This is a genomic window from Dysgonomonas sp. 520 (assembly GCF_010501095.1).
In the GTDB taxonomy this organism is placed as follows: domain Bacteria; phylum Bacteroidota; class Bacteroidia; order Bacteroidales; family Dysgonomonadaceae; genus QVMP01.
Genome location: NZ_QVMP01000003.1, coordinates 71,208 through 93,880 on the forward strand (window position 1 = coordinate 71,208; position 22,673 = coordinate 93,880).

General features: G+C 40.0%; 13 protein-coding genes. 7 read left to right on the forward strand and 6 right to left on the reverse strand.

Annotation, left to right across the window (positions count from 1 at the left end; genetic code table 11):
- Position 1: 1 nt before the first annotated feature.
- The 7 genes from D0T56_RS02765 to D0T56_RS02795 all read left to right on the forward strand — a co-directional run bounded on the left by D0T56_RS02765 (position 2) and on the right by D0T56_RS02795 (position 13,850).
- Complete coding sequence (locus D0T56_RS02765; RefSeq protein ID WP_163318605.1) at positions 2 to 1,324, forward strand: leucine-rich repeat protein; 1,323 nt, start codon at positions 2 to 4, stop codon at positions 1,322 to 1,324.
- A 368-nt stretch (positions 1,325 to 1,692) separates the two neighbouring features.
- The gene (locus tag D0T56_RS02770; protein ID WP_163318606.1) at positions 1,693 to 3,090 is read left to right on the forward strand and encodes a leucine-rich repeat domain-containing protein; all 1,398 of its coding nucleotides are present in this window, start codon (positions 1,693 to 1,695) and stop codon (positions 3,088 to 3,090) included.
- A gap of 319 nt (positions 3,091 to 3,409) precedes the next feature.
- Entirely contained in the window at positions 3,410 to 5,836 is a 2,427-nt protein-coding gene (locus tag D0T56_RS02775; RefSeq protein WP_163318607.1) for a glycoside hydrolase N-terminal domain-containing protein, read from the forward strand.
- Positions 5,837 to 5,999: 163 nt separating this feature from the next.
- Entirely contained in the window at positions 6,000 to 8,243 is a 2,244-nt protein-coding gene (locus D0T56_RS02780; RefSeq protein ID WP_163318608.1) for a GH92 family glycosyl hydrolase, read from the forward strand.
- Position 8,244: 1 nt separating this feature from the next.
- Positions 8,245 to 10,548, forward strand: coding sequence for a GH92 family glycosyl hydrolase (locus tag D0T56_RS02785; RefSeq protein ID WP_163318609.1), 2,304 nt, complete (start codon positions 8,245 to 8,247; stop codon positions 10,546 to 10,548).
- A gap of 5 nt (positions 10,549 to 10,553) precedes the next feature.
- Positions 10,554 to 11,579, forward strand: a complete 1,026-nt coding sequence (locus D0T56_RS02790) for an aldose epimerase family protein (protein WP_163318610.1) — start codon at positions 10,554 to 10,556, stop codon at positions 11,577 to 11,579.
- Positions 11,580 to 11,888: 309 nt separating this feature from the next.
- Complete coding sequence (locus D0T56_RS02795) at positions 11,889 to 13,850, forward strand: sialate O-acetylesterase (protein ID WP_163318611.1); 1,962 nt, start codon at positions 11,889 to 11,891, stop codon at positions 13,848 to 13,850.
- Positions 13,851 to 14,131: 281 nt separating this feature from the next.
- On the opposite strand, the gene D0T56_RS02800 is transcribed toward D0T56_RS02795, so the two are convergent.
- The 6 genes from D0T56_RS02800 to D0T56_RS02825 all read right to left on the reverse strand — a co-directional run bounded on the left by D0T56_RS02800 (position 14,132) and on the right by D0T56_RS02825 (position 22,540).
- Positions 14,132 to 15,256, reverse strand: coding sequence for an acyltransferase (locus tag D0T56_RS02800; protein WP_163318612.1), 1,125 nt, complete (start codon positions 15,254 to 15,256; stop codon positions 14,132 to 14,134).
- A 206-nt stretch (positions 15,257 to 15,462) separates the two neighbouring features.
- A complete protein-coding gene (locus D0T56_RS02805) occupies positions 15,463 to 16,590 on the reverse strand; it encodes a universal stress protein (RefSeq protein WP_185153823.1) in 1,128 nt (375 codons plus the stop codon).
- Between the two features lie 476 nt (positions 16,591 to 17,066).
- The gene (locus D0T56_RS02810; RefSeq protein WP_163318613.1) at positions 17,067 to 18,152 is read right to left on the reverse strand and encodes a DUF4465 domain-containing protein; all 1,086 of its coding nucleotides are present in this window, start codon (positions 18,150 to 18,152) and stop codon (positions 17,067 to 17,069) included.
- A 4-nt stretch (positions 18,153 to 18,156) separates the two neighbouring features.
- A complete protein-coding gene (locus D0T56_RS02815; protein ID WP_185153824.1) occupies positions 18,157 to 19,338 on the reverse strand; it encodes a T9SS type A sorting domain-containing protein in 1,182 nt (393 codons plus the stop codon).
- The gene (locus tag D0T56_RS02820) at positions 19,329 to 20,498 is read right to left on the reverse strand and encodes a YncE family protein (RefSeq protein ID WP_163318614.1); all 1,170 of its coding nucleotides are present in this window, start codon (positions 20,496 to 20,498) and stop codon (positions 19,329 to 19,331) included. The genes D0T56_RS02815 and D0T56_RS02820 overlap by 10 nt, the downstream gene beginning before the upstream one ends.
- Positions 20,495 to 22,540 carry a TonB-dependent receptor gene (locus D0T56_RS02825; protein WP_163318615.1) on the reverse strand — a complete coding sequence of 682 codons (2,046 nt, stop codon included), beginning with the start codon at positions 22,538 to 22,540 and terminating at the stop codon, positions 20,495 to 20,497. Before D0T56_RS02825 ends, D0T56_RS02820 begins: the two co-directional genes overlap by 4 nt.
- Positions 22,541 to 22,673: the final 133 nt, after the last annotated feature.

Consider the following 22,673-nt stretch of genomic DNA (forward strand, 5'->3'; position numbering starts at 1 on the left):
TATGAAAACAAGTTACTTTATTAAGAGTGCAGTTGTGTCGGCGTTATGCCTTCTTTCATTCCAAATGAAAGCACAGACAGTTGTAGATGGTATTGCCTACAAAGTTGTTGACGGAGTTGCAGAAACATCTCAGTTGCCCGGAGATGTTAAATACACATTGGCAACAATTAATATCCCTGCAAACGTAACAATTGATGGAACTAGCTACCCTGTAAAAATTGGGGATAACTCGATGCGTGAAAATAATAATTTGACATCTCTTACAATTGCAGATGGTGTGGAAGTTATTGGTAATAGTGCTTTTGCGCAGTGTGAAAATCTGCCTGCAGTGGTTCTGCCATCTTCAATAAAAACAATTGATGTGTGGGCATTTTATGGTTGTAAGAAATTGGCATCAATCAATATTCCTGATGGGGTTGAGATCATAACCGAGCATACATTCCAAGAAACAGCTTTAACTGAGGTTGTTTTGCCGGCAAGTGTAACAACTTTGGATGTTTGTTCTTTTCAAACTACACCTTTGACCAGTATAAATCTGGAAAATGTAACAATAATCCGTGGATGGGCATTAGCTCAAACAAAAATTACATCAGTATCAGCTCCTAAGGTAACAAATGTTGGAGGTACTGCGTTTTACGAATGTTTTGATTTGGTAACAGCCGATCTTCCTAATGTAACAGTAGTTGAAGGAGGTATCTTTAAAAACTGTAATAATTTAGTATCGGTTAATATGCCTAAATCGACCAATACAGGTGCAGAATGTTTCAACGGATGTTCTTCTTTGGAAAGCGTTACAATGAACAGTTTGAAAAATATCGGAGACTGGGCTTTTGCAAACTGTACTTCTCTGACTAAACTAACTATACCTAACACAGTGGTACTTGTAGGAGCATGGGCTCTTGAAAAAACAGGTTTGGAAGAAGTTTACATTTCTTGGGATGAAGACGGTTTAAGTGAATTGTATCTTGGCGACAATTTTTATGGAACTGAAGATGGTGCATCTGATTTTGTATGGAAAGTTCCGGAAGAATTGTTTGATCTTTATGGCGATGAGTGGGAAGGATTACCTGTTGAAGTAGGTGTATCCGGAATTGGAAACAATCAGGTTGCTAATGCTAATGCTTACTACGCAAATGGCAGTCTTAACCTGATCAATTTGGACGGATACAGCGCAAATGTTATTTCTTTGGATGGACGTGTTGTTTCCAGCATACAAGTTGTTGGTGACAACAGTGAAGTAGCTGTCGATTTGGCTTCCGGTATCTACTTGTTGAGCGCAACAAAAGGAAGCGATAAAGTTGCAGCGAAATTTATTGTAAAATAAACTACTACTATATACTTCTTGGAGAGGGTGTATTAAATATAAATATGAATTGATTTTTCATTATACATAGATTTAATAACAAAATATTTTAATACACCCTTTCTTTATAAACGAAGTCATCTAGACTTTTTAAATTATACTTAATTTTTGAGTTTTTGTCATGTTGAACGTAGTGAAACATCTAAAAAAACAGATCCTTCGATACTCTCAGGATGACAAAATTGAACAAAACGAAAAAGTCTAGACGGTTTCAACATAAACATTTTTACTGCCTGTTTTTTTAATCATAATTTATTTATGATCAGGGGCATATTATGCCAAAACTTCAGGTATGTAATAGAGTACAAAACATTAAAAAAAAAAATGTCATGAGAAAAAACTACTTTTTTGGAAAAATGTGTCTGGTTTCTGCTATTAGCTTGCTTTCTTTTGGGATGAAGGCTCAAACTGTTGTAGATGGTATTGCCTACAAAATTGTTGACGGAGTTGCAGAAACATCTCAGTTGCCCGGGGATGTTAAATATACATTGGCTACGATTAATATTCCTGCAACTGTAACAATTGAAGGAACAAGCTATGCGGTAAAAAAAATTGGAGATGGCTCGATGCGTGATAACGCTAATTTAACCTCTCTTACCATAGCGGAAGGTGTAGAAACTATTGGTAATAGTTCTTTTGCAAGTTGTAGTGCGATAACTAATATTCAACTGCCAACAACAGTTAAATCTATTGAGGATTGGGCGTTTTATGGTTGTGGAGGATTGGAAAGCATAAACATACCTGATGGGATAACTATTATAAATAAGCAAACCTTTGCGTGGTCAGGGGTAACGAATATTGTTTTACCTGCATCTGTTACAAAAATAGATGATTGTGCTTTCCAAGATGCAAAAAAACTGTCTACAATCAATCTTGAGAATATAACTGAAATTGGTAACTGGGCATTGTATGAGACTGCTATAACAACTGTAGATGTGTCTAAAGTAACAACTGTTGGTAATGAAGCATTCAGGAATTGTGCCAATTTGCAGTCAATAACTTTAGAAAAAGCTCAGACTATTGGAGACTGGGTGTTCAATGGTTGTAATAATTTGGAATCAGCGGTTATAGGAGATGCTGAGTCAATTGGAGTTGGTGCATTCAATGCCTGTTCTAAATTAGAAACAGTAGCATTCGGTGATGTTGAGACTATTAAAGGTTGGGCTTTTCAAAATTGTACACAACTGGCATCCGTTGATCTTGGAACAAAACTTAAAGAAATTGATGGTGGAACTTTTTCAGGTTGTGCTGCCCTAACAACACTTACTATCCCCAATACTGTTACTTCTATTAAAGATTGGTCTTTGGAAAAAACAGGTATAACAAAAATTTATGCTTCTTGGGCCGATCCAACAACTGTAGCATTTGAAGGCAGTGCTTTTGGGCAAGATGCCGGTAAAATTGACTTTGTATGGATGGTTCCTGACAATTTGATAAGTGCTTATGAAAGTACACTTAAAGATTTTCCGGTGCAATCGTACGCTACCACAGGAATCAAAGATAACGAAGCGAGCAAAGCGAATGCAAGCTACGCAAACGGAAGCCTTAGCCTGACAAATCTGGATGGATATGATGTAAATGTTGTATCTTTGGATGGACGTGTTGTTGCTAGTTTCCAAGTTGTTGGTGCAACATGTGAAGCGTCTGTAAACTTGCCTTCCGGCATCTATTTGTTGAACGCAACAAGAGGTGGCGATAAAGTTGTAGTGAAATTTATTGCAAAATAATATCATAGGATACTCTATTTCTATCACTATAAATATCTCATATCAGCTTGTCTGATTTTTTACAGGCAGGCTGATTGAGAAAAAAGGAGAAATCTTTCTCCTACAATTAGATAAGGGGGTGTCCCAAAAGTAAATTTCAATGTCTTTTTGTCATCCTGAACAAAGTGAAGGATCTGGTTTTAGAAAGTACAGATTCTTCGTTGCACTCAGAAACAACGTTCGAGGAGCGAAAGCGACTCAATGACAAAAATCAGTAACACTTTGATAGTGCAATCTTACTTTTGGGATATCCCCTTTATTTTTTATAATACCATCAAATATGAAAAGTACAAATAAACTAACATTCTGTTTTCTGTTTTCTGTTTTGTTATTGCTTTCTACGGCGTGTAATAAAACAACAACCAATGATAATCAGTTAAAATTATGGTATCAGCAACCTGCACAAGAGTGGATGCAAGCCACACCGGTTGGCAACGGGCGCATAGGAGCCATGATTTATGGAGGTGTTGACACTGAAACTATTGCCTTGAATGAAGTAACATTGTGGTCGGGTCAGTACGACGAAAATCAGGAAATACCTTGTGGCAAAGCAAAGTTAACGGAAATGCGCAAGCTGTTTTTTGAAGGGAATCTGGAAGAAGGAAACCGAATGGGAGCCGAATATTTGTCGGGAAGACCAAATTCGTTCGGCACAAATTTACCTTTCGGCGATCTAAAGATCGACCTTAAACATGAAAGTCAAGAAGTAAGCAATTATAAAAGGGAATTAGATATTGAAAAATCTGTCACTACGGTGACATACGACATTGCAGGAACGACTTATACACGCGAGTATATCTGTTCGAACCCTGATGATGTATTACTAATCAAACTAACATCGAGCAAAAAAGATGCACTGAATATGGAAGTAGGTTTAGATCTTCTGAGAGAATCGGATATCTCAACCTCAGATAATACTTTAACTTTTTCGGGACAGGCATTATTTCCAAAATTAGGTCCCGGAGGAGTATATTACGTAGGAAATATACACGTTGCGGCGGTTGACGGAAAAGTAACGGCAAAAGATAAAACAATACAGGTTGAAAACGGAAACGAAGTTGTCATAACAATTGATCTGAGAACCGACTTTAAAAATCCTTCATATAAAACACTTTGTGATCAAACAATTCAGAATGCTACTAAAAAATCGTACGATGATCTGAAAAATGCACACGTTGCTGATTATACAAATTTGTTTAAACGTACAGAGTTGTTCTTAGGATCGTCGGAACTAGACAATCAGCCTACCGATGTTCGTTGGAAACAGTTAAAAGAAACAGGAAAAGACGATCCGGGATTATTTGCCCTTTTCTTCCAATACGGACGTTATCTGTTGATATCTTCGTCGAGGGAAAATTCTCCGCTACCTGCTCATTTACAGGGAATTTGGAATGACAACCTGGCATGTAATATGCCTTGGACTTGCGATTATCACTTGGATATAAATACAGAGCAAAATTACTGGCTTGCCAATGTGGGTAACTTGCACGAATGTAACGCACCTCTTTTCAGCTATCTGAAAGACCTGTCGGAACACGGCGAAAAAACTGCAATGAAAGTGTACGGAAGTCCGGGTTGGACAGCTCACACTGTGGCTAATGTATGGGGATATACTGCTCCCGGTCAAGGTGTTACATGGGGCATGTTCCCAACAGCCGGAGCCTGGCTTGCTTCTCATTTGTGGAGCCACTATTGCTATACTCAGGATAAAGATTTCCTTCGGAATAAGGCTTATCCTATTTTGAAAAAGAGTGCGGTATTCTTATTGGATTTCTTGGTTGAAAATCCTAATGACGGATATTTGATAACAGGTCCAAGCATCTCTCCTGAGAATTCGTTTAAAGTTGACGGACGTGAGTATGCCCTTTCAATGATGCCTACCTGCGATCGTGTTTTGGTTTACGAAGCATTTGAATCGTGTATAGAAGCGTCTAAAATATTGGGTCTTGATGCAGAATTCCGTGCTTCTTTAGAAAAAGCGATGGAAAAATTGCCTCCGATCAAAATTGGTAAAGACGGAACAGTTCAGGAGTGGTACGAAGACTATGACTTGGCACATCCAAATCACCGCCACTCGTCACATCTGTTGTCTTTATATCCATATCATCAAATAACATTGGACAAAACGCCTGAATTGGCAGAAGCAGCAGCTAAATCTGTTTATCGCCAGTTGAATTCTGAAAATTGGGAAGATGTGGAATGGAGCCGTGCCAATATGGTTTGTTTCTATGCCCGATTGAAAAATGCAGAAGAAGCCTATAAGAATATGAAAGGCTTGCTGGTAGAATTTTCAAGGGAAAACCTTTTTACGATGTCTCCTGCGGGTATTGCCAGTGCAGAGTCAGACATATTTTCGTTCGATGCCAACGAAGCTGCACCCACGGGAATGGCCGAAATGTTGATACAAAGTCACGAAGGGTATATCGAGTTTCTTCCTACTTTGCCTAAAGAATGGAATACCGGCTACTTTAAAGGACTTTGTGTGAGAGGTGGTGCCGACGTTGATCTGGAATGGAAAGACGGAATAGTTCAGAACGCCAAAATAACGGCAACTACTGATAATAGCTTCTCCGTGAAACTTCCATCAAACAATGCAAGCCTGAAAGTACTGAAAAACGGAAAATCTTTCAGTGCCGATAGTCAATCTGCTAATGTAATAACAGTTCAACTGAATAAGGGTGATTATTTGGAATTTACATCTAAATAATAAAAGAAGTTTATCATGATTGTATGAGGGTATCTCAACTGTAAAACGATTGTCATTCCGAACAATGTGAAGAATCTGGGAATAAGCTGTTACAGATACTTCGTTTCACTCAGGATGACAAAAAACTGATCATTGAGATACCTTCTTAAAAAAAACAGAGAAAATGAAAAAAATAACCCTACTTTTCTTATTGTCTTTTTTCGTTTTGCATGTTTATGCTGAAAAAGTAACGGATTATGTGAATCCGTTTATTGGCACAGGTGCTATCGAAAACAGCCTTTCGGGTAATAACTATCCCGGAGCAACATCGCCCTTCGGCATGGTGCAGTTGAGCCCCGATACACGCCAGTCGCCTGATTGGGATGTGGCATGCGGATACAACTACAACGATACAAATATATATGGGTTCAGCCATACTCATTTGAGCGGGACAGGTGTTGCCGAATTGTTCGATGTGATGCTTATGCCTGTTACGGGAGACATTCGGGAACTTGTTTCAACAAATGACTACCATTCGTCATTCTCTCATAAAGAAGAATCGGCACGCCCCGGATATTATCAGGTGAAACTGCAAGATAGCGGAATTAATGCGGAATTGACCACGACAACCCGTGCCGGATTTCATAAATATACCTATCCATCGGGAGCAAAGGCGAATGTGGTGTTCGATTTAGATCATTCGCGCGACAAAGGCAGTTGGGGAACACGTATCATCCTTTCTCAGATACGTATTGTAGATGAATATACGATTGAAGGTTTCCGTATCATTACGGGTTGGCCAAATCTGAGGAAAGTATGTTTCTACGCAAAACTGTCGAAACCTATCAGGCAATCTGTTTTGAGAAATGGCGACACAAAGTATTTCGATACTCCCGTAGTAAATGGGAACAAATTGAGCGCGATTCTGGAGTTTGACAATAAAGATAATGCGCCTCTGCTGATCAAATTGGGATTATCACCCGTTAGTGCAGAAAATGCCAAACTAAATCTTGAAAAGGAAATTCGTGACTGGAATTTCGAGAAAGTTGTAGCAGAAGCCGACCGGGAGTGGGAAAAAGAACTGGGAAAACTGAAAGTTGAAGGAACTCAGGAACAAAAACAGATATTCTATACGGCATTGTACCACGCTCTGATTCAGCCAAATACTATTTCTGACGTGAATGGCGAATATATGACTACGGATTTCTCTTTAGGAAAAACCGACGGAAGCATACAATATTCAACGTTCTCTCTTTGGGATACTTACCGTGCAGCACATCCTCTGTACACATTGATTCAGAAAGATAGGACGGTTGACTTCGTAAAGAGCCTGATGGCTCATTACGAAACCTACGGTTACTTGCCTATATGGCATTTGTGGGGACAAGAAAATTATTGCATGATCGGTAATCATTCCATCCCTGTGATAGTGGATGCTGTGATGAAAGGTTGTCGGGGAATAGATATAGAAAAAGCGTATGAAGCCGTAAAAAACTCATCAACAACAAACCACTTAAATTCACCTTTCGATGTTTGGGAAAAATATGGATATATGCCCGAAAATATCCAGACACAATCGGTTTCCATTACGTTGGAAATGGCTTTTAATGATTGGTGTGTGGCTCAATTGGCAAATAAATTAGGGAAAAAAGACGATTATGATCGTTTCATGAAACGATCGCAATATTACAGGAATCTATATAACAAAGAAACACATTTCTTTCAGTCGAAAGACGATAAAGGAAACTGGATAGAGCCTTTCGATCCGTTTCGTTACGGGGCTAATGGCGGCTATCCCTTCACCGAAGGAAACGCATGGCAATATTATTGGTATGTGCCTCAAGATGTACCCGGCCTGATTGCATTGACAGGAGGGGATAAGGCTTTTGTTGAAAAACTGGACGAATTTTTCACGAATGACCATCACGAAGAGTTGAACGATAATGCGTCCGGATTCATTGGTCAGTATGCTCATGGCAACGAGCCTAGCCATCATGTCGCTTACCTCTACAACTATGCAGGCGAACCTTGGAAGACGCAGAAGTATGTTTCTCAGATAATGACAGAGTTGTACAATACCAACTCGGCAGGTTATGCAGGCAATGACGACTGTGGCGAAATGTCGGCATGGTATGTTTTCAGTGCAATGGGTTTTTATCCGGTGAATCCTGCAAACGGGGTGTATGTTATAGGATCACCATTGTTGCAAAAAGCTGAAATAGAACTTGAGAATGGAAAATCATTTACAATAATTGCACCTAAAAAATCGGGGAAAGATATTTACATTCAATCGGTAAGTTTGAACGGAAAAAAATATGATAAAACATATATCACTCATTCCGATATTATCAATGGTGGCATATTGGAATTTAAAATGGGAGCCTCTCCATCCAAATGGGGAGTGAAAGCCGAGAACAGACCAAACTGAAATGAAGAGAACTCCATTTTTCAAAACAATCAAATTTATACTTGCTTCTGTGCTATTGATATCTTGTAGTGTATCAGTGGCACAGAGGCGTTTATCGAGCTATGTGAATCCCTTTATCGGGGCAAGTACAAATACCGATCATTCGTATCATGGACTGGGAAAGACTTTTCCCGGAGCCGCCACACCTTTCGGTATGACGCAGGTGAGCCCGAATACCATCACGGGAGGCGACAACGGAAGTGGATATAGCTACGAGCATACCTCTATCGAAGGTTTTGCATTCACACAAATGAGTGGAGTGGGGTGGTATGGCGATCTCGGAAATTTTCTGGTGATGCCGTCGACAGGTGCATTGAAAACCGTAGCAGGAAGGATGGATGATACGCAAAGCGGCTATCGCTCTCTGTATTCAAAAGGTAGAGAGGTTGCAAAGGCAGGTTATTACAGTGCATTTCTGACTGATTACGATATAAAAGCAGAGGCAACCGCTTCACCTCATGGTGGGTTTTTACGGTTTACTTTCCCCGAAAACAAACAATCCCGAATTCAAATAGATTTGGCCCGTAGGGTAGGGGGGACGTCGGTTCTTCAATCTGTGAAAGTTGAAAATGAGAATACGATACGAGGTTGGATGAAGTGTACTCCCGAAGGTGGAGGATGGGGCAACGGTGACGGTAAAGCCGATTATACAGTTTATTTCTATGCCCAATTCAGTAAACCGATTAAAAATTATGGTTTCTGGAGTGCCGATATTCCGGACGATTGGGGACGCAAACTGCAAGATGTAACAAGCGACCGGTATCAACAACGTATTGCGGAGTCAAAAGTTTTAAAAAATATAGATGAACTGACAGGAAAGCACATTGGCTTTTTCTCCGAATTTGAAACGGTAGAAGGGGAAATTGTTACATTGAAAGCAGGTATCTCTTTTGTGGATATGGATGGTGCAGAACGAAATTTCAGGGCAGAACTGGAGGGGTACTCGTTCGACGATATTCATACAAATGCCCGCAATGCTTGGGATAAGGCATTGAATAAGATATTGGTAAAAGGAGGCAGTGAAGATGAAAAAACGATATTCTACACAGCTCTGTATCATACAATGATTGATCCCCGCTTGTTTTCGGATGTAGACGGGAGGTATACAGGTGCTGACGGGCTGGCTCATACTGCCGCAAAGTATAACAGGCGAACTATATTCAGTGGTTGGGATGTCTTCCGAAGCCAGTTTCCCTTGCAGACAATTATTAATCCTACGTTGGTGAATGATCAAATCAATTCATTCATAAATCTGGCAGAAGAAAACAAGACTTTTTATTATGAGCGTTGGGAATTTCTGAACGCATATTCGGGTTGCATGATTGGTAATCCTGCCATTTCTGTGATCGCCGATGCTTACGTGAAAGGTATTCGGAGCTATGATGCAGACAAAGCCTATCGGTATGCGTTCAATACATCAAAGAAATATGGCAATGGAGAAAAAGGCTTTTCCGGTGCTCCTTATAGTATTTCCAATACACTTGAATATGCTTATTCAGACTGGTGTATGTCAGTATTGGCTCATTCTCTTGATAAAAAAGACGATGAGCGATATTTCAAAAAAGGAGCACAAGCCTATCACAGTATTTTTGATAAAAGAAAAGGTTGGTTCAGACCTAAAAAGGATGATGGAACTTGGGAAGAATGGACTGAAAATGCCCGTACGCAAGAATGGTATGGCAGCATAGAATCTAACCCGTATCAGCAGGGGTGGTTTGTGCCTCACGATGTGGAGGGAATGGTAAAACTAATGGGAGGACAGAAAAAGACATTGGCCGATTTGACCGATTTCTTTGAAAAAGCTCCCGAAGATTTGCTTTGGAATCAGTATTATAACCATGCGAACGAGCCTGTTCATCACGTTCCTTTCTTGTTCAACAGACTAAATGCTCCATCGTTCACGCAGCGTTGGACACGCCATATTTGTGATAAAGCCTATCGGAATGAAGTTGAGGGTTTGGTTGGCAATGAAGATGTAGGGCAAATGTCGGCTTGGTATGTTTTGGCTGCGTCGGGCATACATCCGCTTTGCCCCGGAGATGTGCGTTACGAGATAACAAGTCCTGTTTTCGATGAAATATCGTTCAATCTCGATTCGGGAAAAACATTTACCATTATCGCAAATGAAAATTCTACCGAAAATATTTATATTCAAAATATGGAGTTGAACGGAAAACGTTATACTCGTTACTATCTTAATTATGATGATATTATTTCGGGCGGAAAGTTAGTTCTGAATATGGGAAAGAAACCGGTTAATAAGTAATTAAAATGTCTTTAACAGTAACAAAAACAAATTCAAGTATAAACGGGAAGGATATATTTCTTTTCCGTATTCAAAATGAGTCGGGGGCTTATGTTGAGGTTCTCAATTATGGGGCAACATTGGTTTCATTTGTTGTACCGGATAAATCGGGGAATTTGGAAAATATAATCCTGAATTATAATAATATAGAAGATTATTTTACCGACAACTCGTATATAGGGAGTACTGTCGGGCGATTTGCGAACCGTATTGGAGGTGCGCAATTTGAACTTAACGGAATAAAATATTCTTTGGATAGAAATGACGGCAATAATTGCAATCATGGAGGCTATTCGGGTTTTAATTCAAAGGTGTTTGATTGGAAGGTTGAAAATGAAAAGCTAATTTTGTCATGCGAAAGTCTGGATGGCGAAGGCGGTTTTCCCGGAAATTTGAAATTTTCGGTTATCTACTCCTTTTCGGCTGAGAATAGTTTATATATTGAATATAAAGCTGTGTCTGACACCGAAACAGTATTTAATCCGACTAATCATGCCTACTTCAACCTTTCGGCGGGAAGGGAGAATATATTGAACCATGAATTGAAAGTATTTTCGGAAAGTTATCTTGAAACGGATGACGAATTTATCCCGACAGGAAAAGTTCTTCCGATTGGTGGATCGGCTTTCGATTTCAGGAGAGGCAGGAGGATATCTGAAATGATGCCCTTGAAAACCGAAATATTGCAGGGATATAATACCTATTTCATCGGAAATTCCGACAAGCAAGTTCTTAAACATCTGGCTTCGCTATCGGAAGAGGAGTCGGGACGGTATGTCGATGTTTATTCAACCATGCCGGGAGTTCAGGTTTATACGGGAGACTATTTGCCCGAACCGTTTACCGGAGTTTGCCTCGAAGCGCAGTTTTATCCTGATGGTCCCAATCATCCGCATTTTGAGACATGTATGTTGAAGCCGGACACCGAAACTGTTCAGATAATAGTGATAGATGCGGGTTGTAGAGCTATTGCTCATAGGGATTTGTTATAGAGAAAAATATTTTGCCCTGATATTCGGGCGTAAGATTTTACGCCCCTACTTTCGGGTAGGGTTCTGGTTTGCCTGGAAAACGTCGAATAAAATCCACGTTTTTCAACTACTGAATCACGTTACTATGAAACCGTCTAGACTTTTTCGTTTTGTTCAATTTTGTCATCCTGAGAGTATCGAAGGATCTGTTTTTTTAGATGTTTCACTACGTTCAACATGACAAAAACTCAAAAATTAAGTATAATTTAAAAAGTCTAGATGACTTCTATATAATTGTTATATTTACATAAGTTGTTAACAAATAATGTTATGAAAAAAATTGTTCTATTATTAAGTTTAGTTTTTTGTTCGGTTTCGCTATCTGCGAAGATCGTGCTGCCTAAAATCTTCACCGATAATATGGTTTTGCAGCAGCAAACAGATGCTCCTATCTGGGGAAAAGCCACTCCCGAAGCAGCAGTCAAAATTATTACATCGTGGGATAATCAGTCTTACTCGGTTAAAGCTGACAGCAATGGAAACTGGAAAGTAAAAGTGAAAACTCCCAAAGCCGGAGGGCCGTATACTATATCTGTATCGGACGGCAAATCTCTGAAACTTAATAATATACTTATTGGTGAGGTTTGGGTTTGTTCAGGTCAGTCTAACATGGAAATGCCTTTGGCGGGCTGGGGCAAAGTGAACGACTATGAGAATGAAATAGCCAAGGCAAATTATCCACAAATCCGTTTGTTGCATGTCGAGCAATCCACAAGCACAACTCCGTTAGATGACCTGAAAGCTACCAGAGGCGGTTGGCGTGAGTGTTCGCCTGAAACTGTTGCAGATTTTTCTTCCGTAGCCTATTTTTTTGGACGAAATCTTAACGAAAAGCTCAATGTCCCGATAGGTCTGATAAATACATCTTGGGGAGGAACATTGGCTGAGGCTTGGACAAGCGGCGAATCGTTGGAATACATGCCCGATTTCAGGGATGAGGTGAAAGTCATAAGCAGTGTTTCGGAAGAAGAAGCTCAAAGGCTGTATGAGCAGAATTTTGAAAAATGGAGCCGGAATATTTTAGATAATGATAAAGGTTACAAGAACGGTTTTCCTGTGTGGGCAAACCTCGATGCAAACGACGATTCGTGGCAGGAAATGTCTTTGCCCGGATTTTGGGAAGAAAAAAGCCTGAAAGATTTTGACGGGATTGTTTGGATGAGAAAAGTAATAGACATTCCTGCCAGCTGGTCGGGTAAAGAGTTGGAGTTGAATCTGGCTATGATTGACGATAATGATATCACCTATTTTAATGGTGAAAAAATAGGAGAAACGAACGGTTATAACGTTCCGAGAAAGTACAAGATACCTAAAAAACTGGTAAAGGCAGGCAAGGCTGTGATAACTGTGCGCGTGACCGATACCGGTGGCGGCGGTGGGTTGTATGGCGAATCTGCCAATATGTTTCTCTCATTGTCGGGAAAGAAAGACAACGCTATTTCATTGTCGGGAATGTGGAAGTATTACCCGTCCATCAATCTGAAAGATTTTGATAAGGCTCCACAATCGGTTGCCGGAAACCCTAACCGTCCTACGGTGTTGTATAATGCCATGATCAACCCATTGGTTTCCTATGCCATACAAGGGGCGATCTGGTATCAAGGCGAGGCGAACGAAGAAAGAGGGTATCAGTATCGTGAGTTGCTTCCGTTGCTGATTCGTGATTGGCGGAAACAATGGGGTAGGGACTTCCCTTTCTATTTTGTGCAATTGGCGAATTATAAACCGGCAACATCTGAACCTCAGGAATCCGATTGGGCCGAACTTCGTGAAGCGCAATTGCAGACTCTTTGTCTGGAAAATACAGGAATGGCTGTGACTATTGATATAGGTGAAGGGAATGACATACATCCGAAGAACAAGCAGGACGTAGGTCTTCGTTTGGCGTTGAATGCCAGAGCAAAAACTTATGGCGAGAAAGTTTCGTATTCGGGTCCTATATACGATTCCTATCAGTTGGAAGGGAATAAAATCCGTATACGTTTCAAACATACCGACAATGGACTGAAAGCGAAAAATGGTGCAAAGCTGAAAGGATTTGCTATTGCGGGTTCAGATCACAAGTTCTATTGGGCGGATGCGGTTATCGACAAAGATGAGGTTGTGGTTTATTCTCCTAAAGTTCCATTTCCTGTATCGGTGCGCTATGCTTGGGCAGACAATCCTGATTGTAATTTATATAATGGCAGTAATTTGCCGGCCTCTCCGTTCAGGACAGACGATTGGAGATAAAAATCTCCTGTATTGTATAACCCGTGGTGCATTTAGATAATGAAAGATAACAGGCTGAAATATAATACATATTTATATTGTCATCCTGAGTAAAACGAAGGATCTGGATTGAAAATACACAGATTTTTCACTTCGTTCAAAATGACAAAATCGATATAAATCTTGTAACAAATGAGTTAACATCAAACTCTTAAATGCACTACGGGTATTGTATAGTAATATCTGCATCATCAACTTCAAAAAATGAATGTTGATGATGCAGAATTTTTATGTGTCATTTTTTATAAAAAGCGTTTCCTTAGCCACTCTCTGATTGGGAGATCGTAGAACTTCATGGCCAAGTATGCAACCGTAATAGAAAAGAATACAACCAAAAGTCCTTGTGCCCACGAATCTTCTAGTGTATAGTTGTTGTTTGATACCCATGCCATGTAAACATACGCTATGGGAAAATGTGTGATGTAGATAGGGTAAGATATGTCGCCGAGGAATTTACAGAACTTTGAAGCCTTTTTGCCATTGACCTTACCTCCAGCTCCCAGCCAAACAATAAATGGGAACATTACAATCAGACAGAAACATTCGTAGAGGCCGTTTACCCAAAGACATTCGGGACTACCAAAACGAGGAATTGACAGCAAAACAACCAGCAGGATGCTGGCAAAAAGAAAAGCATTTTTTGTATACCGTAGTTTTCCGATACGTGCTAATAACAGACCCGCCAGAAAAGGAAATGCCAAACGGGTGAATCCGATGCGTAGCTGGGTAGGGTTGTCGATAGACCATCCTCCGATAATATCTCCATTGGCATTTGTGAGGGCATAATGAATGGTCACACCTGCTGCCGTTATCACGAGAATCCATAACACGATTTTCGATACACGCTTTAGAAACAACGCATAAACAGTGTTTGCTATATACTCAAAAAAGAGAGACCAAGCCGGTCCATTCAAGGGGTGCATTTCGCTCCAACCTCTTATGTCCAAGCCTTTCCCTACGGGTATCAGGGTGCAGCCTATCAGCATCACCAAAAGCATTTTCCATACGGGAACCTCGTGTATGCCTCCCCAGCCTAAGCCCGGCGAGTCTTGAAAATAGAACAATGCCGCTCCAATCAAGGAACCTACTATTATCATCGGTTGGAGACGTATCAGGCGACGTTTGAAGAAATCTTTGAGAGACATTTTGTTCCAACGGTCGTCATAGGCATAACTAATCACATAGCCGGACAAGAGAAAGAAAAAATCTACAGCCAGATAGCCATGATTGATGATTTGTTTGAAATGGTTGCCCTGTGAATGGACTTCAAATACATGAAACAAGACTACGACTAAGGCTGCAACACCTCGTAGTCCATCAAGTATTTCGTAATGAGGTTTAGATTCGGCTAAATTTAGGGGTTTCATTTTTTTGTTTAAGGTTGTTTAAAATATTTTTGTAATAATAGTCATTGCAAAAATAAGAGTATTATTGAGGTTTTGTTTCTCCTATATTTATTTTTTTCGGTCTTATATTTTGTGTTACAACATATCTTCCCACCTCTTGATACAGAAAAGAGATAACCTTGTGAAAAGCTATCTCTTAATCAATATTTAAGTTGTGGCGAAAACAGTTATCCTCTCAGTACAAACAAAGGCACTGAATTAGAATTTTCAAGAAACTTGCGGGAGAAACTCGGGGCAAATATTCTTCCGAATATATTTCGTCTGCGGGTATTGATACATACTGCCGATACATCCTCTTCTTCTATAAAATTTATTACGGCCTCCGGGATGTCGGGCGAATCAATTAATTTGTAGTCAATGTTCAATTGAGGATATTGTTTCAAGAACAACTCTTTCATCCCTATCAGGTCATATTCCCTCCACTTATCACCTTTTCTGTTTATCCTGTTTATGTGGATTAATGTTACTCTTATATTAGGATATGAACCTAAAAGATTTACAATTTTATCGAAAGATAATAAATCTCGTTTCTGGAAGTTTGTAAGGAAAGCAATATGCTTTATATTGAAAATATTCTTTACTTTGGCATGTTCGGGTACTGCCAATACCGGAACATCTGTCATTTCTATAACATCAGCCGTAACATTCCCCAATACGCTGTTTTTGTTGTTGTTTATTCCTTTTTTGCCTAATACCAGCAATGACGGTTTATATTCGAGAACAAAGTTTTCTATTTCTTCTTCCACAATGCCCTCCCTTATCGAATAGGAGTAGTTGACGGAAGGCCATTCTCCGGCAGAAATTTTCTTGTCAATATCAAGGCAAAGCTCAAGCATGTGCTTCCGTATTTTGCCTAACATGCCTTCGTTTTCAGTAGGCGTTTTTATGGTGTCGGCAAAAGGTATATGCGATGGGAAGTAAATATTATTGTATATATGAAGTATTTTGATTTTCGCGTTAATTATTTTTGCAATATCGAAAGCAATCTGGCAAGCCTTTATAGAGTAATCGGAAAAGTCTACCGCAACAAGGATGCGTTGGTTTCCGTCGTCAATCTTATAAGTATCCTGATCGCTGTAACTGAAAAGTTTGTTTACTTCTATTATAGACAGGGCCTTTGTCAGGTCTGTGCTGCTTACTTTTATATAGAAATTGTTGGTTGTGCCCGGCTCGTCCGGAGGCAGGCTTTCTACTCTTTCCATATAAACCTTTATTCCCTCGCCTTCGAGGATAGATTTCAGAATGTTGGCTTTAGCTTGTGTGTGTATAGCCAATGTAAGTAGGTTATTATCCATAATGTTGTATAATTTAGTTACAAGTTACGAGAAAACAAGTTACAAGTTTGTGACAACCGGGTTTTGCCCTGTTCACACACTGATATTGACTATAAATTTACTCATTTTTGTTTGTTTTCGATAAATAAAACTCGCCGTTTTTTTTAATTTGCTTTCAATGTAAAACAATGGAATAGCGGATTTGTTTTTTCTAAATGCTTAGGTGATACTGATTTTGAATAAGGATTCAGCAGTGGCTGATATCGGTTTGAATGAAAAAAAGGAGGTGTCCCAAAAGTAAGATTACACTATCAAAGTGTTACACATCTTTGTCATTGAGTCGCCTTCGCTCCTCGAACGTTGTTTCTGAGTGTAACGAAGAATCTGGATTCTCAAAAAATAGATCCTTCACTCTGTTCAGGATGACAAAAAGATACTAAAATTTACTTTAGGGACACGAACTTTCTTTTATTAAGAGAACTTGACCCTTCTCTTTCTTATTTAACAAATCTTTGAGCTTCTGATCCGCATTTTACTATGTAAATACCTTTTTGCAGTGTAGTAGTGTCGATTGTATTAATACCCGGTAATACGGTATCGGATAATACTTTTCTTCCCTGCATATCGTATATTTCAATAGCAGTATTCTGATCCGACTCTATCTCGACATAATTTGTGTGGATGATTAGCTGAACATTTGGCGTGTTGTCTTTAATGCCACTTGTGATTGGTACACGAACCTGTAACTTGTCGAGGCAAAAATAGGTTGCCGTGTTTGGTCCCCACATCGGATTTGCATCAGAAGTTTCCATTGTGTAATACAGTCCGCTTATTCTGCCTAGGGGAGACAAGTCGACCCATTCCCACTTATCGTTTTGTATGAGTTTTCCATCTTTAAATTCGGCTAGCGTATGTGTAACAGATAGTCCATTATCTTCGTAGTTCTCGTCCAAGCCATGAATTATAAGTTTAAAGTTATCTCCCTCTTTACTAAAAGGAGTTGCATATCCGTCTCCGGACAAAATTCCGAAATAAGGCCAAGGGTGATTGTTTACATACACCCCAACAGCTTCATACATTTCTCCGTCAGTAAGAATTGTTTGCAGGCTATGTTCTCCATACGTTTCCATGAAGTGCCCCCAATATGCAACCAAATATGGGATTCCTTTTTCAACTACAACTTCTCCGTCGCCGTTTTTTAAGATGTTGCCTTCTTCATCGGTTTTAATTCCGCCTCCGGCCATACATCCCCATTGATTGGCTATCCAGCCATCGGAATTTCCGACCGCTCCATAGTTGGTAATGTCTCCACTTGTGCAATAAGTAAATCCATCCCAATAAGAACCCATTCCCATTCCGTTGATGATGTGAGAAAAGGCAAACGAATTGAACTCGATAAAAGGATAGTTTTCGTCGTCGTAAGTTCCTGTCCATTGCCCTTTTTGAGGGTCGATGGCAAATTCTGTTGGATTCAAAGTTTTTGACAAGTCCAGTGTGATAATATCACCCGGATCGGCTGCAAATGATATATTGCTTATAACAAGTGCAATGCAAACAAATAAAGAGTAAAATCTTTTTTTCATGAGTTTATTGTTTTAGAAATTTTATTGTTTTGTTTTGCGATTTCATAATGTGAATTCCCTGAGATAGATGTGAGCAGCTTATATTGTTTGTTCCGCTTTCTAGCATAAAAGACATTTCCTTGTTGCCATGCAGGCTATATATATTTATAGTTTGCTGCATATCGGAGATGATAGCCAGATTGTCTGTGACAGGGTTTTTGAGCAATTGGAAACTTTGTTGACTGTCGTTATCTATGGAAGTAACAATATTAACGTGCAGATCTTCGGCTCCCGATATTTCGGTGGAAGTTTCACCTAACCAACCGCAATATTGATTTACGCCTGTATAAACTTTCACAAAATGGATGGAGGGAAGATTTACCGGATTTCCGGAAGCGTCTACCGCCCATTCGATATTGAAACCCGAGCGCTCGTCTGCATTGGGAAAATTGTCTGCATATCCCCAATCGTAAGCATACTGCACATAGTATGAGCCATTTCCGCTTTCGTCCACATAATTGTCGGCAAGTTTAGTCCCTTCAAATGTGAGCGATTCGCCTTCTGTCCATTGAGGGTAATAAGACTGTTGGTGAAACGTATTGCGGTATACATAACCATTATCTCCTTGATTGCTTTCCCATTTTATATAGGTTATATCGTTTATGTAAGGGCTGCCGGGCATGGGTTCTTTCACTTTGTTTTCGTCGGGTTTGTGATATGTAAGCCGGTAGTTTTTAATGGTTTCCGGTTTGTTGTATTCACTTCCTGCCAATTCGTACCATTCATCGTCCGGCAGTCCATTGCCGTTGGCATCATAAGACACCATTACGATGCCCGGTTCGCAATTGCCTCCGAAGCGTGTCTTTTCCTCGTTCGGATTTGTAGCAGAGGCAAAGGCATTTCCCCAGATTTTGAAATCATACTCTCCCTTTACATTTGCAACCGGATGATCGAATCCGAAGATAACATAGCCGCCATAGGCCCCAAGAGAGATAGGAACTTTGTTTTCATTTTTGATGCACTCTTCCGCTTTGCGAATCATGTCTGTTTTTGTATCACCTTCTTCATATTCGGGCAGTTTATTTACAAATTGTCCCGGTGCAGGCGCAAAGTCATACACTTTTTCGATATAAGGGTTTTTTTGAGCCATGATGCTTGCAGAAGAAGCAAAACAAGATAGAATAACGATTAAATTTTTTATTTCCATATATTCAAATTTTTAGTGGTTTCTTTCAATTTGCCGAGAAAAACAATATGTGCCGGAATATCACCCGTTCTGACATTCCATTTTTGGTTCCCGTCTTTATCAAAGCAGTATAAAGTTCCGGACGATACATAGTTCTTTGCATCGGTTACGTAAATATCCTTGGTAATAGGATTAACGGTAATCCCGTAAGGCTGCTTAATGTTTTGTTCTGTTCCGTCGGTAATGAAATTGTTGGTAACCATTTCCTTTTTTGCAACATTCACGATGCAGTAAGAAATTTCATTGGTCATGGAAATATAGCTCCATTCGGAACTGTAAGCATAGAGCGAGTCTCCATCCAGATGAAAATTGGAAACAGAAATACCTAACGTATCGGCAACAGCATCAGTCTTTGTGTTGATACAAAACAGGTTGGAAGGGTTGTTGTAATAATCGCCTCGTGAACTTACCCAAAGGTTGCCGTGACTGTCTGCCCGCAAGCGATGCAAGTTTATGCCCACTTCAATTTGTTTGGTTTCGCTAAAGGTTTTGATATCGATAACGGAAACTGTATTTTCGTAATTGGGGAACATATATCCGCCCGAATTGGCTACATAAATCTTATTACCAACAATTTCCAGTTCGTCGGGTTGAAATCCGACCAAACAACGGTCTATGACTTCCAACGTAGCCGTATCAATTTTTGCTACATAACCCCGTTGCGTGTAATAGGGGTCTAGTTCTACAGGTCCGGCATAGGAAGTTGCATACGCATATCCCTCATGGAAACGAATATAACGGCAGTTGGCTATCTCAATCTGCCCGATGCGTTTAGCATTTGAAGCGTCCATTACTTCTATTTTGTTTGAGCAATTGATAACTGCATAGAGCCTGTCTCCATAGATTTGTAAATCGTTGCCCACATCGCCCATCTCTTTTACTACCGTAGGGTTAGCTGAGGCAAAAATATTACGGCTGTAAGTCCCGGTTTCGTAATCGTAATAATCGAGCGTGGATTTATTACTGCCCATATTGCCTTCGTTGAGCAGATAGAAACCCTGAATGGAAGTATATTCCGGTAAGGAAGGTCTGATTATTTCCGGTTCAAAAATATCGTCATCTTTGCGGCAAGAAAAGCAGATAAAAGTGAGTGTAAGCAAAAAAGGTATTATCTTTCTCATATTTCTAATTTCAATGAAAGTTTATAATTGCGTCCCGGCATGGGATAATTGATTACTACGTCATATTGTTGGTCGAAGAGATTGTTGACTTCTGCTGAAAGTTTCAGTCGTGTGCTTTTTATCCGGAATTCTTTTCCCAAACCCAAATCATGTGTGTACCACGGTTGGTGGTAGTTTGCCCGTTTATTGTCCGAATTGTCATACCTTTCCCCAACATAAATGAAGCTATAGTTGAAGCTCCATGTTTTATAAGTTGCATTCATAAAAGCCGAAGCACTATGCCAAGGGATGTAGGGTATCTGTCCGCCGTAGGTTACTTCTCCCGGTTCGGAAAAATCGCGTGCTTTCTGATAAGTATAAGCTACGTTTGTATTAACCTGAATCCCAAAGGGGAACAGCCATTCCGCTTTGGCGGAGACATCAATACCCAATATTTCTACAAAGCCTATATTATAGGTCTGTGCCCGGAACAAGGCACTTCCTTTCGGGTTACAGACAATCTTGTTCTTCACCTTGATAAAATAGCTGTCCGTTTGCAAACCGATGCTTTTCAGTATCTTACGGGGAAAAGTTTTTATGTATTGGAATCCAGCATTATATTGGGTCGTATACTCCGGTTTCAAGGCTATATTGCCTACTTCGGTATAATACAGATCGTTGAAAGTAGGCATTCGGAAGATGCGTTTATAGAAAGCCCGGATATTGAAATCGTGGCTCTCGAAAGGCTGATAGGAAAGGAAAATGGCAGGAGTCAGTTCTTGTTTGTTGTCGGGAGTTCCTGTCTCTACATTAGGAAGCGATTGCCCTTCCTCGAAGTTGTGTTGTATACGTGTAACTTTATCGAAGACAAAAGTTCCTAACAGGCTGGCTTGCCCTTTCAGGCGATTCCAATCGAAGGCAGTTGCCAAAGCGGCTAACACGGTATGGCGTTTTGGATGAACAAAATCCCGCAAATCGGCATCCAACATGTTCCATTGATAATCTATGGCAAGAGAAGCATCCCACCAAGAAGTAATCCTGTATTTATTGACGGCTGAGAGGTAAACATCTTGCTGTTTGTATTCGTTGTTGATAAGCATCAGGGTGGTATCGGGGTTCAGATAGCGCAGGTAGTCGTGTCCGTATTTGGCATTTACCTGAAATTCATAGCGGTCGGTAATCTGCTCCTGAAAACTTCCTTGAACAAAGAAATTTCTGTCCCATTGACGTTGCGAAAACTTCCAGATGTTATTCACTATTGCACCCGGAATACCACGTTCCGAATCGTAATAGTAGGCTTTGACATTCCATTTGCCGTTTCTGTCAGTAAAACCATTTAGTCCGGCCTCTAATCGGAATGCTTCAATATCTCCGTTTTGACGAACAGCTGTGGTATCCCAAGCAACAAGTCCGTCCAACACTTTCCTGTAACGGAATTTGTATTTTCCCGAAGAATTCAGGTATTCGGCATGAAAAGAGGTGCTGATTTTATCGGTTATTTTTTGTTCCCAAAGGATAGAAGGGTTTGCCAGATCGAAAGAGCCCGTTTTGAATGAGGCTTTCAGGTTTGTCTTTTTACGTCCCTCAAAGCGGGGACGGCGACTACGGATATAGATACTTCCGGCAGAGGCATAATCTTTTGCCGATTGGAAAATGTCGCTCTTCTGTCCGTTATAAAGAGATATCTCTTCTACGTTTTCCATGGAAAATTTTCCGAGGTCAACCTGTCCATTCTGGGCATTGACAACCTGAATGCCGTCGTAAAAGACAGCCGTATGATTGGTCCCCATGCTGCGAATGTCAACAGTTTTAAGACCACCGATTCCACCATAATCTTTCAGCTGGATACCCGAAAAATAACGGATGGCATCGGCTACCGAAAAGGTATTCAGGTTTTCAAGCTCTTTGCCCGATAATTTTTGAGAAGGAATAACTTCCTTGTATTTATTACCTACAACAACAACCTCATTAAGATGTTGCAAGCTATCCAGTTTGTTCTGCGACAGAGAAATCAGACAGAAAGGAAGAAACAAAATAGTACAAAATGCTCTGCTTAAAAACATAATAAGCTGTTTAAATTTTTTACAATCAAACAGCTTTCGTCACGAATCATAGAATGTAACTTACACCTCACGCACAACAATTTGCGTAAAGATGAAAGCTATTCTAAAATAATGTTGGGATAAACTTTGCAGG